At 71.5% G+C, this 16731-nt stretch carries 10 protein-coding genes and 6 pseudogenes; 4 read left to right on the top strand and 12 right to left on the bottom strand.

Annotated elements, in window-relative coordinates; all coding sequences use genetic code 11:
- Nucleotides 1–11: 11 nt before the first annotated feature.
- The 5 genes and pseudogenes from WJ438_RS03310 to WJ438_RS03290 form a co-directional block, all read right to left on the bottom strand.
- Entirely contained in the window at nucleotides 12–209 is a 198-nt protein-coding gene (locus tag WJ438_RS03310) for a hypothetical protein (RefSeq protein WP_406729574.1), read from the bottom strand.
- A gap of 127 nt (nucleotides 210–336) precedes the next feature.
- Entirely contained in the window at nucleotides 337–870 is a 534-nt protein-coding gene (locus WJ438_RS03305; RefSeq protein ID WP_406723880.1) for a hypothetical protein, read from the bottom strand.
- A 17-nt stretch (nucleotides 871–887) separates the two neighbouring features.
- Nucleotides 888–2515: pseudogene (locus tag WJ438_RS03300) on the bottom strand (MFS transporter).
- Nucleotides 2516–2716: 201 nt separating this feature from the next.
- A pseudogene (locus WJ438_RS03295) lies at nucleotides 2717–5394 on the bottom strand (LuxR C-terminal-related transcriptional regulator).
- A gap of 144 nt (nucleotides 5395–5538) precedes the next feature.
- On the bottom strand, nucleotides 5539–5733 hold the full coding sequence (locus WJ438_RS03290; RefSeq protein ID WP_406723879.1) for a hypothetical protein: 195 nt from the start codon (nucleotides 5731–5733) through the stop codon (nucleotides 5539–5541).
- A 258-nt stretch (nucleotides 5734–5991) separates the two neighbouring features.
- On the opposite strand from WJ438_RS03290, the gene WJ438_RS03285 reads away from it, so the two are divergent.
- Nucleotides 5992–6975 carry a hypothetical protein gene (locus WJ438_RS03285; RefSeq protein ID WP_406723878.1) on the top strand — a complete coding sequence of 328 codons (984 nt, stop codon included), beginning with the start codon at nucleotides 5992–5994 and terminating at the stop codon, nucleotides 6973–6975.
- 64 nt (nucleotides 6976–7039) lie between these two features.
- On the opposite strand, the pseudogene WJ438_RS03280 reads toward WJ438_RS03285, so the two are convergent.
- Both WJ438_RS03280 and WJ438_RS03275 read right to left on the bottom strand, forming a co-directional pair.
- Nucleotides 7040–7936 (bottom strand): annotated as a pseudogene (locus tag WJ438_RS03280) (transcriptional regulator); the annotation flags it as partial.
- 425 nt (nucleotides 7937–8361) lie between these two features.
- Nucleotides 8362–9198: a class II glutamine amidotransferase gene (locus tag WJ438_RS03275; protein WP_406723877.1), complete on the bottom strand. Its 837-nt coding sequence runs from the start codon at nucleotides 9196–9198 to the stop codon at nucleotides 8362–8364.
- 436 nt (nucleotides 9199–9634) lie between these two features.
- On the opposite strand from WJ438_RS03275, the gene WJ438_RS03270 reads away from it, so the two are divergent.
- Nucleotides 9635–10192: a hypothetical protein gene (locus tag WJ438_RS03270; protein ID WP_406723876.1), complete on the top strand. Its 558-nt coding sequence runs from the start codon at nucleotides 9635–9637 to the stop codon at nucleotides 10190–10192.
- 1 nt (nucleotide 10193) lies between these two features.
- Here the strand turns inward: WJ438_RS03270 and WJ438_RS03265 are convergent.
- From WJ438_RS03265 to WJ438_RS03250, 4 genes and pseudogenes are all read right to left on the bottom strand, one after another.
- A pseudogene (locus tag WJ438_RS03265) lies at nucleotides 10194–10944 on the bottom strand (IS5 family transposase).
- A gap of 349 nt (nucleotides 10945–11293) precedes the next feature.
- Nucleotides 11294–11961, bottom strand: a pseudogene (locus tag WJ438_RS03260) (IS6 family transposase).
- A gap of 284 nt (nucleotides 11962–12245) precedes the next feature.
- On the bottom strand, nucleotides 12246–13307 hold the full coding sequence (locus WJ438_RS03255) for a hypothetical protein (RefSeq protein ID WP_406723875.1): 1062 nt from the start codon (nucleotides 13305–13307) through the stop codon (nucleotides 12246–12248).
- 227 nt (nucleotides 13308–13534) lie between these two features.
- Entirely contained in the window at nucleotides 13535–13723 is a 189-nt protein-coding gene (locus tag WJ438_RS03250; protein ID WP_406723874.1) for a hypothetical protein, read from the bottom strand.
- Nucleotides 13724–14009: 286 nt separating this feature from the next.
- Between WJ438_RS03250 and WJ438_RS03245 the strand changes: the two are divergent.
- Together WJ438_RS03245 and WJ438_RS03240 are read left to right on the top strand one after the other, a co-directional pair.
- Nucleotides 14010–14599 (top strand): annotated as a pseudogene (locus tag WJ438_RS03245) (transposase).
- Complete coding sequence (locus WJ438_RS03240) at nucleotides 14599–14892, top strand: hypothetical protein (protein WP_406723873.1); 294 nt, start codon at nucleotides 14599–14601, stop codon at nucleotides 14890–14892. The pseudogene WJ438_RS03245 and the gene WJ438_RS03240 overlap by 1 nt, the downstream one beginning before the upstream one ends.
- Before the next feature lie 60 nt (nucleotides 14893–14952).
- On the opposite strand, the gene WJ438_RS03235 is transcribed toward WJ438_RS03240, so the two are convergent.
- Nucleotides 14953–16692, bottom strand: a complete 1740-nt coding sequence (locus tag WJ438_RS03235; RefSeq protein WP_406723872.1) for a hypothetical protein — start codon at nucleotides 16690–16692, stop codon at nucleotides 14953–14955.
- Between the last annotated feature and the right edge of the window lie 39 nt (nucleotides 16693–16731).

Below are 16731 nucleotides of genomic sequence, written 5' to 3'. Positions count from 1 at the left end.
TCCCGGCCCTGTCACTCCGGCAGCTGTCGCATCTCCACGACTCGTAGTCCCAGTGACTGGCAGCGTGCCAGCAGCCCGTACAGGTGCGCTTCGTCCACGACCGGGCCGAACAGGACGGTCTGGCCGGACATCACCACGTGGTCCAACTCCGGGAAGGCTTTGGCCAGCGTTTCCGACAGGTGTCCCTCGACTCGGATCTCGTAGCGCACGAGCTGGCCTCCCATGGACTGCCGTGGACAGGCGGACGGCGCCCTTCCCTGCGATCGTCCGACCTCCGTGCTCCTTCGGACCTCACCCGATACAGGTGACCGTCGCCCGGCAACCGGACGCCACGGATCAATGCTTCAGGACGATCTTGAAGGAGATGATCAGCAGGCCGAGCAGCAGGTTGACCGACGCGGTGGCGGCCATCAGCCGCGGCGAAGCACCGGCGCGGTATGCCGCGGCCACGGACCAGCCCACCTGGCCGGCCACGGCGACGGAGAGGGCCAGCCACAGGGCGCCCCGCACGTCCAGGCCCAGAAGCGGGCTGACGGCCACCGCGGCGGCCGGCGGGACGGCGGCCTTGACGATCGGCCACTCGTCACGGCACACGTGCAGCACCACCCGGCGGTCGAGAGCTTCTTGCGCCAGGCGTGCCCCGAACAGCTGGGCGTGCACGTGCGCGATCCAGAACACCACGCCGGTGAGCAACAGCAGCAGCACCAGCTCGATGCGGGGGAACGAGCCCAGCGAGCCGGCGCCGATCACCACGGAGGCCGCGAGCATGGATCCGTAGACGCCGCCCGTGTAGTCCGCCTGGGCCCGGCGCTCGGCACGGCGCGTCCGCCGGTCCGTGGCCGGGCCGGTCCTGGCTCTGGTCCTGGACATCGGTGACTCCCCCGGACTCAGCGTGTCGATCCGGCGGCTCCGGCAGGAGCGTCGGCGTCCGGCTGCCGCGGGCGGCTGCCTGGGGCGGTCGGCAGGTGCGGTGTGACCAGGAAACTGGCGAGAGCGATGCCGCCGGTGGCCAGGATCGCCGCCTTCAGGCCGTTCAGCTGTGCGGAGGCGTAGGAGTCCGCGACGGCGTCCACCTCGGACGGCGGCAGCCCGGCGCGCTCGGCCGCCGAGCGCACCTGATCGGTGGAGACGAAGGTGACCCCGGCCTGGAGGGAGACACCGACCTGTTCACGGGCTTCTTCGGACAGCCGCGGGTTCTCCGCCACCTGTGTGGTGAAGGCGTGGGCCAGCGCACCGATGAGGATCGACCCGATGAGCGCGGTGCCCAGCGCCGAGCCCAGGTTCTGTGCCGTGAACTGGAGCCCTCCGGCCTCGCTGCGTTCCTCCTCGCCGACGCCGGACTGGACGACGTTGCCCAGTTGCGAGGCGAGCAGGCCGACGCCCACGCCCAGCAGGGCCATGGCCCCGGCGAACTGCGCGTCGTCGATGACCGGGTCGACGGTGGCCAGCAGCCACACGATGGCCGCCGCCAGGGTGATCAGGGCAAGCCGGACCACCCGGCGCGGCCCCCACACCCGCCCCAGCGGGGACGCGGACAGGGAGGTCACCAGCATGGTGACGGACACCGGGAGCAGGCGCAGCCCCGTCTGGAAGGCGTTGAACCCCTGAACCACCTGCAAGTACAGCGGGATGGTGAAGAACAGCCCCAGCAGGATGAGGTTCTGGCTCAGCAGGGTCAGCAGGCCGGACCGCAGCACGGGCCTGCCCAGCAGGGACAGGTGTACGAGGGGGTCGGCGCCTCGGGCGTCGCGCCGCCGCTCCCAGGACCGGAAGACGGCCAGGACGGCCGCCCCGGCGCCGACGACGAACAGCGTCGGGGCGAAGCCGAGGACGGTGAAGGGAGGGTTGCGGGGCTGCACCCATCCCCAGGTGCTGCTCTGCAGCACCCCGAGTACGCCGAGTCCGAGTCCGGCCGCGGAGAGTACTGCACCGACGCCGTCCAGCCGGGGACGCGGGCCGGTCCGGGGGACTCCGCGATCATCCGGCGGCACAGCAGGACGGCCACGACGACCACGACCTCGCCGACGAAGACCAGCCGCCAGGTGAGGTACGTCGTCACCCAGCCGCCCAGCAGCGGGCCCACCGCGATCCCGGCGCCGGCGAGCCCGCCGATGACCGCGTAGGCGACGGCCCGGTCCTTCCCGCGGTACGACTCCGCGACGAGGGCGGCCATGGCCGGCAGCACCATGGCGGCTCCGAGCCCCTCGATGACGGACCAGCCCAGCGTGAGCACCCACAGTGTGGGGGCCACGGCGGTCAGGGCCGACCCCACGCCGTAGACGACCAGCCCCAGAAGGAACATGCGGCGACGCCCGAGGATGTCCCCGAACCTGCCACCGGTGATCATGAACGCCGCCATGACCAGCGCGTACAACGTGATGACGGCCTGGATGGCGGTGACCTCCGTGTCGAAGTCCTCGACCAGCTGACTGATGGACACGTTCATGACGGAGGTGTCCAGGACCATCAGGAACTGGGCCGTACCGAGGACGATCAGAGCCCGCCAGTGCTTCACGCCGTCCACCTCGCCGAGTCGGCCCGCTACGCCGGTGGGGCCGGCCGGGCAGCGGCCGGCGCCCACCGCGCCGCTCCTCCCATCGCATCCGAAGTACGCGCCCCGTGCCTCACCCGCCACGGGGGAAGGACCGTGCCCGGTGGTGCTCTGTCAGGGGAGGGGGCGGGCGTCGGACCCTCTCATCGACTCATCGACGCGCGTTCACAGCAGCCCGAGGTCGCGCGCGCGGCGCACCGCGTCGCTTCGCCGGTTCACCGCCAGCTTCCGGTACACGCTCTTGAGGTGGGTCTTCACCGTGTTCACCGACAGGTAGAGGTCGGCGGCGATCTCCTCCGTCGACATCATCCGGGCCAGCCGCTCCAGGACGTCACGCTCCCGAACGCTCAGTTTCACCGGGATGAGCGGCGGGGGCAGCGACTCCGGCCGGGGCTGCTCACCGCGTCGCGGCAGGCCGGGCGTGAGCCAGCCCGCTGCCAGCTCGTGCAGTGAGGCCGTGGCCAGGAGAGGCCGGATCCACGCTCCGGCATCGAGGAAAGGACGCCGCAGCCGCTCCCGCCGGGCGTCGAGGAGCGCCTGCGCCACGAGCCTGCCGGCGGTGGCGGTGTCTCCCGCCCCTTCCGCGGCCTGAGCCCTCACCAGCGCGGCCCTCACGGTCACCGCCGGACCGGTCCGGCCCTGGGTGCGGATGCTGTCGAGCAGGTCGGTGGACGCCCCGGGACGCCCCGCGGCGAGCTGGATCGCCGCGGCCTCCACGGCACACGCCGGCTGGTCGCCGGACACGCCCTGGAGCACTTCGGCGGCTTCGTCCGGCCGTCCTTCGGCCAGGTGGGCGGCGGAGGCGACGAGCGCTTCATGGCTTGCCGCCCAGGGTGAGGCCACGGTGGCGGAGACGGCCGGGTCCGCCGCCTCGACGGCGGCTCGTGCCTTGCCCCTGACCAGCAGCAGACGTGCTGTGGCGAGGGCTCGTCCCGCCGCCATCACCGGATCACGCGTTCCCGATGAGGGCTGGGCCGTCTCGTCGAGGAGGGCCTGGGCCCGGCCCAGTTCATGGCGTTCGACGGCCACGGCGGCCAGGACCAGCCGTCCGATGCCGGAGCCGGACGGCTGGGGCAGACCGACCCGCTCCGCCTCGGCCGCCGCCAGGGCTTTGCGCTCCGCCCGGCCGAGCCAGCCGTTCAGATAGTCGAGCAGGGCCAGGTGCCCCATCGAGTCCTCCCGGGGCAGCACGGTGGAGTCTCCGCCGGGAGCGCCGGCCGCCGCGGTCAGGGCGGCGCGCGCGTCCTCGAAACGCCCGGCCCACAGGCGGGCCGAGCCCAGATGGGTCAGCAGGAGAGCGGTGAGTTCGGGATGCTTGTCCAGGAGGTGCGCCGGGACTTCCCGTCGCAGTTCATCGGCCGCTTCGGCGGCCTGTTCGGCCCGTGGGGGGCATCCGGTCAGCCGGGCGGCCAGTGCCTCGAGCAGCGCACAGCTCAGCTGGGCGGCCGCCAGGTCGGGCGGGTCGTCGGCCAGATGCTCCTCGGCACGGCGCAGGCGGGCCAGACCACGGTCGAGGTCGCACCGGGACAGGTCGCGGGCGGCGCGCACGAGGTCCGTCGCGGGGCTCCTGGCCTCGGGCCCCATGTGGGAGAACAACTGGGCCAGGTCGCCCGAGCGCAGGCCGGTGAAGAGCTGGCCGATCGCCAGGTCACCGACGAGGGCACCGGCGGCGAAATCCCAGTCGCCCGCGGCGGCTCCGTGGGCAAGTGTTTCCGGCAGGAAGCCGGAACGACGCAGCCACCGCGCTGCCCGTCGGTGGAGTTCCGGCTCCAGCCCCGGCAGGCGCACCCGCAGATGGGCCCGGAGTATCTCTCCGAACAGCGGGTGGAGCCGGTACCAGGAGCGCCCGAGGTGCTCGACGAACGCGTTCGCGCGGTGCAGCCCGACGAGAATGGGCTCGGCATCGGTCCGGCCGGTCAGCGCGTTGGCCAGATCGGGACAGAAACGTTCCAGGACGCTGACGCGCAGCAGGAGGTCCTGTGCCTCCTCCGTCTGCCCCTTGAGGACCTCGGCCAGCAAAAAAGTCCGCGACCGTGCTCCGGCCCGCCTCGAACTCCTTCAGGTAGACCTCCGGGTCGGCGCTCTCCCGAGCAGCCAGGGCGGACAGGCGCAAGCCGGCGGCCCAGCCCGCGTGCGGTCCACCAGGGCGCGTGCGGCGTGGATCGAAAGGCTCAGACCGTGCAGCTCCAGCAGTGCGACGGTCTCCTCGGGGGTGAAGGCCAGCTCGGCGGCGCGGATCTCCGTCAGTTCGCCGGCCGCTCGGTAACGGTGCAGCGGAAGCAGCGGTTCGGTGCGGGTGACGAGGACGAGGTGCAACCCCCGCCCGGCGTGGCGCAGGACGAACTCCAGCTGCTCCGCGACCTCCGGGGCGGTCACGCGGTCGTACTCGTCGAGCACGACGATCACGGGTCGGTCACGATCGTTCAGCTCGGCGGCGAGCGCTGCCAGCAGCCTGCGGTCCACCCCGGTCGCGTCCGCGGGGACCCCGACCGCGTCGGATGCCGCCGCACCGCAGGCACGCAGGGCCTGCAGGACGTACGCCCAGAACACCCCGGGCTGCTGGTCCCCCGCCTCGGCGGTGAGCCAGGCCACCGGCTGGCGCAGACCGGCGGCCCAGTCGGCGGCCAACAAGCTCTTGCCGGCTCCGGCCGCACCGTTGAGCAATGTCAACGGAGTCCACAGCGCCTGGTCAAGGTGGTCGACGAGCCGCTGCCGCCGCAGAAACGTATCCGGCCTCACGGGAAGAGCGAACCGGGTGCGCAGATACGGGTCCCCAGAGGATCAGCGCGTGGAACGGCCGATCCCCGGACATTGTCGTAGGTGTCGGCCACGGCGCTCACCATCCCTGTCCGCCAGGGTCACGTCATAGGCAGCGCTTCCTCCCCCAGCATCCCAGCCTGCCTGCCCCTGCGCACGGCGCACGGCGCACGGGGGCCAATGCCCCGTTCAGCAGGGGCATCGCCCGCCCTTGCCGGCTGGCTCTACGCCTAGCCCGCGCCCTGCTGACCGTGGCGGAGGAACGGCTCCTCCGAGGGGCCGCTGCTTCCCGTCACGGTGTCCTTCACGTCCGCCCCTCTCCACGCGGCACCCTCGTTCGGCAACCCCACCCAGTGGGCCGCGGGCCTGTCGGAGAAGCCGCGGGCGGCGCGGCACTCCCCGGAACGGATCAGGGCCGCCACCAAGGAGGCGTTCCACTGGCGGTTCGTCGCTCAATGCGCCGTCCCGGACGCGCAGATGACGACCGTGAGCGAGGTGGTGCGCCTGGTCGGCACACTCTCGACCCGTCCGTCACATGAAGACGAGCGCTTAGCGCGATACGGGGGTTTGGGAGAGTCCCAGGGCGCTGGGGGGAGATCGGAGCGAGCGCTTGGGAGAGCGGAACGGAAGAGGCGAGAACTGCCTACATGCCCTAATGGGATGATTCATGATAGATACGATCTGTGCCGCACCGGGAGAATCTGAACACTGCGGGTCCCCGCAAGGAGCCCTCGCCCGAACGCTCGCTGCTGGCGTCGGTCGTCACCGATCCCGGGCACCTTCCCGAACTCCTCGCCGACTTTGCCGTCCGCCGCATCGGTCCGGCCGTGCCCGAAGCGATCGCCTGTCTTCGGCAGAACCACCCCCACGCCACCGAGGCGGAGCTCCGGGCCCGGGTGGTCGCTCGCGGCCGACGGACCGTCGTATCGGAGGGATCCCTCGTGGGCGGACCGTTCCTCGTGCTCGTTCCCGTCGCGTTCTGCGCGGCGCTGCTCCGCCAGGCACGTACGGTCCTGGAGCTGGCCGCCCTCGACGGCCGCGACCCCACGGCGAGCGCCCGCGCCGGCGAACTCCTCGTCCTCCAGGGCGTGTACCAGGACACCCGGCAGGCACAGGACGCGCTCGTCCGAACCGGACGCGCCGCCGGCGCACCCACCCGCTGGAGGCGGTGGGTGGCCCTGTGGGACGTCACCCTGCGCATGGCCCACCTCCTCGGCGTGCTCACGCCAGGCGATGAGAGTCAGGACGCGGGCCGGCGCGTACCCCGGGTCGCCGTCCAGGCCTGGCGGTGGCTGCTCCTCGGCATGGTCTTCCTGGTCGGACTGGTCGCCCCCCTCGTCTGGCTTCCGTACCTGGCGGTGGCCTACCAGCGCGCCGACGCCCGCCTGGCAGACCGCGTCCTCGCCTACTACTTCGCCGACACCGCACCCGCCCCGCGGCACCGGATCTCCCGCACCGAACCGGAAGTCTTGGCGTCCGCACTCCGTGCGCTTCTCTCTCTCCTCGTGCCGATCGTCCTGACCGCCGTGACCTTTGTGACCGGCCTGCGCATCGCCGACAGCCGCTGGCCGGTCCTCGGCATCGCCCTGGCCACGGCGTCCGCCGCAGTCGGCGCGCTCTGGTACTGGCGCCGCCACCGGCGCCTTGGGCCGTCCTCCAGCAGTTGACGGACGACCTCCGCGAGGTCCAGGTCGTTGTGAAGATCACCGCGCTGGTGAGCAGGGCGTTGAACTTCGTCGCCTTCTCCTGCACATGGCTGAGGTCGACCAGCCAGGAGCCGGGCAGCTTCGGATCGAACACCGGTGCCTTGACGTGCGTCGGCGCACCGAGGCCGACGACCAGGCCGTCGGCGCCGGCGGCGAAGGCCATGTTCACGTCGATGCCGACCAGGTGGCGACGCATGCATTCGGCGTCCGTCATCGGCCGCGCCCAGTCGTACGCCTCCTCGAACAGCTTCTCCGCCGGGCCGCGCACGTGGAAGCGCGGCAGGTCCGCCAGCAGCGGGTGTCCGTCCGGGGCCTCGCACGGCGCGCAGTCCACCGGGTCCTTGCCCAGGCTGCCAGGGTTGTGCTCGGAGTGCCGCGTGCCGTCGGTGTCGGGCTCGGAGGCCCGGGTCGGCGGGTGCAGCGCGGTCATCAGCTCCCGGCCGGTGACGGCGGTGGAGCCGCGCGGCGTCATCACCCGCGACGCGTACACGCCCAGCACCCGGGCGAGGTCCGCCGGCGGAAGCTGCCCGGCCTCGCCCCAGTGGCGGAAGTCGAGCGCGTGCCAGGACGGGATGCACAGCTGCACGCAGGCCCGCTCCGCACCGGTGGCGGGGCGGTAGATCCGCGCCCACGGCCCGAACCCGCGCTTGGTCAGCTTCCAGTCGGCGCGGACCAGCTGCTTGACGACCTTGTGGCCCTCGGGGATCCGCCCGGCGAGCCGCTCCTCCTCGGTGAGGGCGACCGGCAGGCCGTAGCGCTCCAGCGCGGCCTCGGTGAGCACGAGCAGCGGGTCGGCGTCCCTGCCCGGCCCGGACAGTTTCGGCTGCCCGAGCCCTGCCTCCGTGAGCGTCCAGTCGACCAGGGCCGGGAGGCTCCTGGCGGGCGCGTCCAAAACCAGGTCGCCGGTGCAGTACGCCAAGAGCAAGGTGGGGACGCCGAACTGGACCTCAGCCCCGAACGCTGAGCCTGCGGATCCCCGACGACCTCCACAGCGAGATGGAGGTCGAAATCGGTGAGGAGGAGATCGAGCTGGAGATCGAGTTCAAGTGGCCGACCACACCGACCCGGACAGCGCCATCGCGAACGGCCGCAGGCACAAAGGAGGCCACAACACGAAGGAGCGCGCCCGCCAAGCCAGGGCGCAGCAGCACGGGCATCGGCAAGAGCAAAAGCGCGAAGCGGGGCACGACGAAAACGCCCTGAGTCGCGTCGGGGACCTCGGGCCGGCCACCATGCGACGGGGCGCGGCCACCTGGTCGGGACCTGCGAAGTAAGAAACGGCGGCGCCGCCCGCCGTCGTCGTCTGCGGCCCCTGGAACTGCCCACGCATGAGAAACAGTCGACGCGTCATGCCGGTTCTGGGGCGAAGGGATGCAGCTCGTCCGCTCCGGCATGTACAACGCCGTAGCTGCTCTCGGGTACCTCGTTCCAGGCACCAGGCAGATCACCGAGGGGTTCGGACACGATGAGGCGGGTGTCGTCGGACACTTCCTGCAGGAACGCCGTATCGGGGTGCAGCTTGCGCAGCGCGTCCACGCGGGTGCTGTAGAACAACGACCGGGAAGCGCCCTGGCTCGAGTAGCGGAAGGCCCACACGCGTTCGCCGTCGGTCACGGCGATCGTCATCTGGAGCGGGAACTCCACACCGTGGTCGCGGCCGCTGCGCTCCACCACTCCCACCATCCGGGCCACGGCGCCCGGCGGATCCTCATCCAGGCCGAAGGTGACCGCCAGGTAGAACATCATCTCCGAGTCCGTCGTTCCTTCGATGTCGGAGTACAGCCCAGGGTCGACGAGCAGGGACAGCTCGCGCCGCATGAGGTGGAAACCCGTGATGGCACCGTTGTGCATCCACATCCAACGGCCGTGCCGGAACGGGTGGCAATTCGTCTGCTGCACCGCCGTGCCGGTCGACGCCCGTATGTGGGCGAAGAACAACGGGGAGCGGACATGATCCGCGATCTCCCTCAGGTTGCGGTTGTTCCAGGCGGGGCCGATGTCCCTGAGCAAGGCCGGGGTGTCGATGCTCTCCTGCGCGTACCATCCGACACCGAAACCGTCGCCGTTCGTCGTCTCGACACCCAGTCTGGAGTGGAGGCTCTGATCGATCAGCGAGTGGGCCGGTTTGTAGAGGATGGTGTCGAGCAGCAGGGGCGTGCCCGAGTAAGCGAGCCATCGGCACATGAGCGACCACCTGTCCTACCTGCACCTGCATCTGCACGCGCGGAAATACCTTGATGTCCCGCTCGCGGTTTCCGGAATTCTCATCGACTTCGCCGGTCACCTGCCTGCTGCGCCCCGCTCCGGGTCGGGTCTGCTTCAACGGCGCTGGGGATGGGGTGCCGCTTTCCCCGCGCTGAGGGCGAGGCCGTGTCCGCTGATCGGGTGGCTCCTATCTGGCCCATCTCATTTTTGCCTCCCTCGCCGCGCATCGCCATGCGGGCGCGGACCGGACGGCCATCGCCCCGAGAAAACGCTGAGGGCAACACGCACGCTGCAGCCCGGGTACTTGGGTGCTTGCCCAGTACAGCCTGCGACACGGGGCTCTGTTGCAGCTCCGTGTTGCACCACCTGTGAGCCCGCGTATCTGGCGGGCGGGCGGCGTGGAAGGCACGAGCACATGAACTGGTCGCTGCCCGATCCGATGCTCACCGCGAACGTGGACAGCCCTCTCCTGCCGCCCGGCTGGGCAGTGGAGCCGAAGTGGGACGGATTCCGGGCCCTGCTCTCCGTCGATACGGGCCGGGTGGTGCTGCGTTCGAGGCGCGGCACCGATATGGCGCCGGCGTTTCCGGAGATCGTGGCCGGGGGCTGCGCAGCTGCCGGACGCGACCGCGCTGGACGGCGAGCTGGTCGTATGGGACGCCGCGGGCCGCCTCGCGTTCGAGCGGTTGCAGAACCGGCTTGCCCGGCGCGGCGCCGGGCGGCCCGGGCGGCGGAGGAGTGGCCGGCCCACTTCGTCGCGTTCGATCTGCTGCGGCTGTCCGGGACGGACACGACCGGGTGGCCGTACCGACGGCGGCGGGCCGCGCTGGAGTCCCTGTTCACCGCGCGGCAGCTGACGGCGCCGTGGACGCTGTACCCGTCGACCACCGAGGCCGGCGTCGTGCGCGAGTTGCTGACGTGGGCGTCGGTCGGGATGGAGGGGTCGGTCTTCCGAAGTCATCTCATTTGGTGAGTCATTTGGTGAGTCGGCGATAGCAGATGAGGGTGCAGGCGATGCTGGCAAAGGCGAGGAAGTGCTCGGCCTTGCGCTCATAACGGCGGTGGAGTCGGCGGCAGCCGGCGAGCCAGGCACACGGTGCGTTCGATCGTCCACCGGTGCTGGCCGAGCCCCTGCGAGGTCTCGACGCCCTTGCGGGCGATGCGGTGCCGGATGCCACGTTGGGACAGCCATTTCCGCAGGTGAGCGTAGTCGTAGCCCTTGTCGGCGTGGAACTTGCCGGGCCTGCGCCGGCGGGGCCCCGGCGGAAGCGGACGGGAGGGATGTCCTTGACGAGCGGGATCAGGGCCTGGCTGCCGTGGACGTGGGCGCCGGAGATTCCGACGGACAGGGGCAGACCCGTCCGTTCCGTGATCAGGTGGATCTTCGATCCGTACGTGCCCCGATCGACAGGATGCGGACCCGTCAGTCCCCCCTTTCAGGGCCCGCATGTTCACCGAGTCGATCGCGCACCTCGACCAGTCCAGCTCGCCGCGGGAGCCGAGTTCGCCCAGGACCAGGCGGTGGAGCTTGGCCCGGACCCGGGCCTTCGTCCACTCGGTGAACCGGCGGTGGGCCGTGACCTCGGACGGGCCGAACGATGCGGCGGGCAGCTGCTGCCAGGTGCAGCCCGACGTGGCCACGAACACGGTCGCGGCCGGCACCTCCCGGTCGCCGTGCCGGCGTCGGCCGCCACCTTGGGGGCGTGAGGGTGCCTCTGGCACCATGCGCTGGAACAGCTCCCACAACTCATCCGGCACCAGCCCCCAACGATCCCTGCCGCGGCCGACAGCCTACCGAGCCAAATGAGATGGCCGCTAAGAAGATACGAACGCCGCAACGCACGGTGACATGTCAGCGTTGATGCCCTCCTGGTTCGCCTTCCGGGAGGGCATCAACCGATCGTTCGGGGCTTCAAGAACGCGCCGTCTGGCCGCGAGAAAGGCCGACCTCGTACAGCCAGCCGCCGGAACCATAGGTGCGCGACGACCTCCTGGCGGCACTGTCACGTTGTTGGGTGGCTCGGTGTCTGACGGTGTGCCGGGGGAGTGGTGGGCTTGCGGTCCGGTCCTGTGTTCAGGCCGTGGTGGGCCTGCCGGCGTCGGTGCTCTGGTCCCAGAGGGCGAAGCGGACGGTCATCTCGGCGCGGCGGTCGGGTGCGGCCATCAAGTGGCGGCGGGGCCGAAGGGGGGTGAGATGCCGCTGCACGCGGCCGGGAACCGCTGCGCCCCGTCGACCGAGCGGGGAAGCCCTTCCTCGCGTGTTCGCGCCGGCGGGTGGGCCGGTGGCTGTGCTCCGCCCGGTGGTTGAGGCCCTTGTGACAGCGGTGCTCGACGGAGGGCATCACCTCGCGGGGGGCCGCGCCGTAGGAGCGCAGCCTGCCGGTGACCACCCCCCGCGGCACCGTACGGGTCTTCTTCAGCAGCCTGCGGAAGAACCGCCGGGCGGCAGCGGTGTCCCGCCGTTCCGTACCAGGATGTCCAGCACGGTGCCGCCGGCGTCCACGGCCCGCCACCGGTACGTCAGCTCCCCGTTGATCTTGATGAAGGCCTCGTCCGGGTGCCACGTGTCTCCGGCCGGGGCCGGCGGCGGCGCAGTCCGTTCGCACAGGCCTGCCCGAACGTGGCGCGCCGGCGGCGGACCGTCTCGCAGGAGACGAGCACGCCGCGCCCGGGCATCGGCTCCCCGGCCTCGCGGAAGCCGAGCGGGAAGCGGAAGTACGGCCACACACAGTGGGAAAACACCTCGGCCGCATATCGGTGCCCTCTGGTACGACGGTGACGTACTCATCCCGGACAGCCCCCTCCCGGCGTGATCAACCCGAAGATCATCCCAGGCCGGTCAGCCAACATGACAGTGTCGTATTAGTTGATGCCTTGCCGCGCCATTCACAGGGGGCCCGGACCTGCCTGGTGCGCTCCTGAGGATCCGACGGAACCGATCCAGTCCGTGGATCCGGTGACGACAAGGTGGTACTTCGCGGTCGTCTGCTCTTCGTCCCAGGTCGAGTTCAGGGTGACGCGCGCCGTCAGCTCCGACCGGCGGGCACCTTGATCTGAAGCCAATTGGCATACCGGCTTGCCCTGGACTCGGCCACCACGTTGCCGGCACCGTCGAGCAGTTCCACCGTGTAGCGGTCGGTGATCTCCTGCGGCGACTTCCATCTCGCGGGCAGATAGAAGACGTCTCGAATCAGGATGTCCTCGGTGTCGACGGCCGCTCCGTTCGGAAAGACCGCCAGGGCGGGATAGACGCCGCACGGGTTGAAACCGTAGGCGTTGAGCATGCAGGACAAGTCGGCGAAGCCCCGGTCCGGCACCACCGTGACCGTGACGAACTGATCCTCGGCCGACGTCATGGGGTACTCGGTCGGCCGACCGGGCGTCGTGACGTCGGTGGCCATGAACGATGTGTCGAGAGCGACATCGGCGGCGCGGGCGCGGCCGATGGGGTACGTCTCGACGAGCTCGTACGTGCGCCGCTGTCCGCTGCCCCAGGGCGCCGCACCTTCGACCTCGGTGACCAGCTCCCCGTGGTCGAAGTAGCGGCCGTCGGCCGGATCGAGGAGGACGCCCATAGGCCCGCGGGGCCCGAGCGGCCCGAGCGGCCCGTAGACGCCCAGGGGGCCTGCGGGCCCGAGAGGCCCATACACGCCGCCGGCCTGGAGCTGCCCGGAGATCTCGTTGATCGCGGGCAACTCCTCACAGTAGGCCTCCTGGCCGACCGGACCGGTCGGGCCGAGCGGACCGGTCTCGTCCAGGACCGGTTTCGCGAGGATGCCCCAGGTGTTGAGCAGCGAGGCGAAGTACGGATGGTGCCGCAGGTAATCGAGCTGCGTCTCCCAGTACGCACTCGCCTCTCCGACGGGCCCGTACCGGCCGAGCGGCCCCCAGGGACCGAGCGGCCCCAGGTGTCCCAGCGGTCCGACGGGACGCAACAGCTTCTCTCCGGGCTCGCCGTCTGCGTACACGGCGGGGTCGATGCGTGGCTGGATCGATGTCATCAGCGGCTCGGCACGGTCGTCTGCGTCGCTGTCCATGGTCAGCTGCCGCTCCACGGTGGTTGCGCTGGTCCACGTCCAGTCGGGCATCGTGGACGCCTCGTCGACGACGCACGCCCGCTCAGCCGGTATCTCTGCGGACGCCGGATGAGCCGTTCCCAGCATCATTCCGAGGCTGCCCAGCACGGCAAGAGCCAGACGATGCGGTTTGGGTACCACCGATTTCCCCCATGGGCCAACGCGCCGCTTGTAGGAACGCGTTCACTACAGGAGCGATGGCGACACACGCCCCGACAGATACCGGGGGCAGGTTCCCGTTAGAACTCACCGTCGTGTGAGAACGGCTCGGTCGACTTGATGAGCTTTGCGATGACGGGCATCGCCTCATCGAACCGTTCGGCAGCCGTGTCGGCGGTGCCGAGGAGCGCTTGGTCGAACGGGAAGCCCTCCACCGCCGAGTTCGGCGATGAGGCGGAGAGTTTGGTGCGGATGGCCCCGGAAGCCATGGCGCGTTCACCTGAACCGAACGCGGCCCCACTCCGCGGTCGGCCCCCGCACCAGCCCGGCGACATCGGCCTTCGCGGCCCCGTACGCGGCACGAGTGCCCGCACCCCGGCGCCCAGCTGTCCCTGTTCGACCTGGACGAGGACATGCGCCACCAGGTACTCCTCACCGATACCCCCACTGGCGCTGTCATGTTGGCTGACCGGCCTGGGATGATCTTCGGGTTGATCACGCCGGGAGGGGGCTGTCCGGGATGAGTACGTCACCGTCGTACCAGAGGGCACCGATATGCGGCCGAGGTGTTTTCCCACTGTGTGTGGCCGTACTTCCGCTTCCCGCTCGGCTTCCGCGAGGCCGGGGAGCCGATGCCCGGGCGCGGCGTGCTCGTCTCCTGCGAGACGGTCCGCCGCCGGCGCGCCACGTTCGGGCAGGCCTGTGCGAACGGACTGCGCCGCCGCCGGCCCGGCCGGAGACACGTGGCACCCGGACGAGGCCTTCATCAAGATCAACGGGGAGCTGACGTACCGGTGGCGGGCCGTGGACGCCGGCGGCACCGTGCTGGACATCCTGGTACGGAACGGCGGGACACCGCTGCCGCCCGGCGGTTCTTCCGCAGGCTGCTGAAGAAGACCCGTACGGTGCCGCGGGGGGTGGTCACCGGCAGGCTGCGCTCCTACGGCGCGGCCCCCCGCGAGGTGATGCCCTCCGTCGAGCACCGCTGTCACAAGGGCCTCAACCACCGGGCGGAGCACAGCCACCGGCCCACCCGCCGGCGCGAACACGCGAGGAAGGGCTTCCCCGCTCGGTCGACGGGGCGCAGCGGTTCCCGGCCGCGTGCAGCGGCATCTCACCCCCCTTTCGGCCCCGCCGCCACTTGATGGCCGCACCCGACCGCCGCGCCGAGATGACCGTCCGCTTCGCCCTCTGGGACCAGAGCACCGACGCCGCCGGCCCACCACGGCCTGCGCCGCTGTCACCACCGAAGCCGAAACCCGCCGAACCGACTCACACCCTCGAGCATTCGCTCAACCTGACAACGCCGTGTCCCTCCTGGTGGCCGGGCGGGGTGTCGTCGCCGGTGATGCCGGAGCACGCTGCCGGCCCCGTTCTCGCCGTCGGCTCCCCGGCCTGGGAATCGTTCCTCGGGGTCGCCGCCGAACAGGTCGGCTGATGCAACCGGTGGGGCCCGGTGCGCGGGTTCGCGTGCCGGGCCCTCGACGTCGTAACGCCCCTACGGCCGCAGCTCGTCGAACCGCAACCCGCTCGACGACTCCCCCCGTCCCGTCCGCTTGCGCCGCCCCACCCACAGGTACGGGCGGCCGTCGGCGCCTCGGGTGTACTGCCAGGCGCGGATGACGATCGCACCCTCGCGGGGGACCTCCTCCTGGTGCACGTCCAGAGTGCCGCCGGGGTTGAGCAGGCGGCCCAGGGGCGGGACCGGTTCACGGGTGCCGTCGGGGAGGGGGCGGGTGAGGTGGCCGCGGCGGAGGCGGACGGCGCCGGGGCGGACCTCGACGGGGAGGAGGGGGACCCAGTGCTCGGGGACGGGGCTCATCAGTCGGTAGCCGAGGGCGTCCTTGGTGAAGGGGCCGGGATCGGCGGGTGGTTGGGGAGAGCGCGTACGGTCGAGCGGGGCGCCGACCGCGTCGGTGACCGTGTGCTCGACGGCCCACGCCTGGTTGGCGCCCTCGTCGCGGGCGAAGAGGACCTCCTCCAGCGGCTCACCGTCCAGGCCCTGCGCGGTGGCGGGCGGAAGGAGGAAGGCGGGGTGGCGGCCGCCTGTGGCGGTGGAGAGGCGGAAGAGGGACCAGTGGGCGTCGCCCGCGCCGGTGCCGGGCGCCGGCATCAGCGTGGGGCCGCCGAGGGCCGAGCTGAAAGTGTCGCCGACGACGACGGAGCTGACGGTGGTGAGGGTGCCCGCGCCGAGGTCGAGGGGGACCACGTACCAGTCGTTGCTGTAGACGGTGGCGTACTCGGCGAGCAGCATCCGGGCCAGGTCGTCCGGGACGGTCTCGACCTGGCCGAGGGAGACGCGGGCGTCCTCGAACTCCCAGTAGCGGCGAGCCGGCATGCCGGGGAACGCGGCGGGGGCGGGGAGCACCGTCGCGGTGACCTCGGTGCGGGCGGGGGCCGGGGCGAGGCCTGTCGCGCCGGTGACGGTGAAGTCGGACCAGTCGAGGCGGCCGCCGAGGTATTCGGGGGCGGCCAGGGTGACCTCGGTGCCGGGGGCGGTGCTGCCGAGGGGGCCGCCGACGTCCGCGCCGACGGAGAAGCGGTACTCCATGCGGCCGGGCTGCCAGGCGTCGCCGTCGGCCGGGGCGGCCAGGTGGCGGGCGTCGTGCCAGGCGAGCCAGGTGCGGAGGACGGGGAGGGCGGCGGCCGTCTCGGCCGCGGTGAGCTCGAGGCCAGGCGGTACAGAGCCGGACGGCAGGAGCGGCCGCAGGGCGTCGGCGGTGCGGTGGCCGTCGGGGACGCGGCCGCCCATGACGGCGAGGTAGCGGCGTACCGCCGGGCTCTGCGCGGTGGCGGCGGCCGGGCGCTCGTCGGTCGGGCCGGGCAGCGGCAGCGCCCAGGCACGCAGGACGGCGGCGGCGACTTCCGCCAGACCGGCCCCGCCGAGGAGACGGGTCAGGTGCTGGCCCGACTCCCCGGCGGCGCGCAGGTCCACGGCGGGGGTCTGTTCGCGTTCGGCCAGCGCCTCCAGGGGCACGCCGGGCAAGTAGTCCTCGCGGGGCGTGGCGGGGGCTCCGGCTGCGGGCAGGGCTCCCGGCCGGTAGGCGGTGAGGGAGTCGGACTGGGCGCGGACCCGGATCCAGACGGGCGAGCCGGCGTCGTCGGCCAGGTACTCGCCGAACTGCCACTGCCGGGTGAGCAGCCACAACGGGTCGTGGATCTGGGCCTCCAGGGCGGGGCGCATGTCGCCGGCGCGGGCCCGGGGCTCCAGGCGGGTCCAGGTGGTGATGGAGGGCATGGGGCTACCTCGCCGGTCGGGGGTCGCTGAGAAGGGACA

It is taken from the genome of Streptomyces sp. GD-15H, assembly GCF_045291515.1.
Classification (GTDB): Bacteria; Actinomycetota; Actinomycetes; order Streptomycetales; family Streptomycetaceae; genus Streptomyces.
This window is presented reverse-complemented; position numbering and strand designations above follow the sequence as displayed.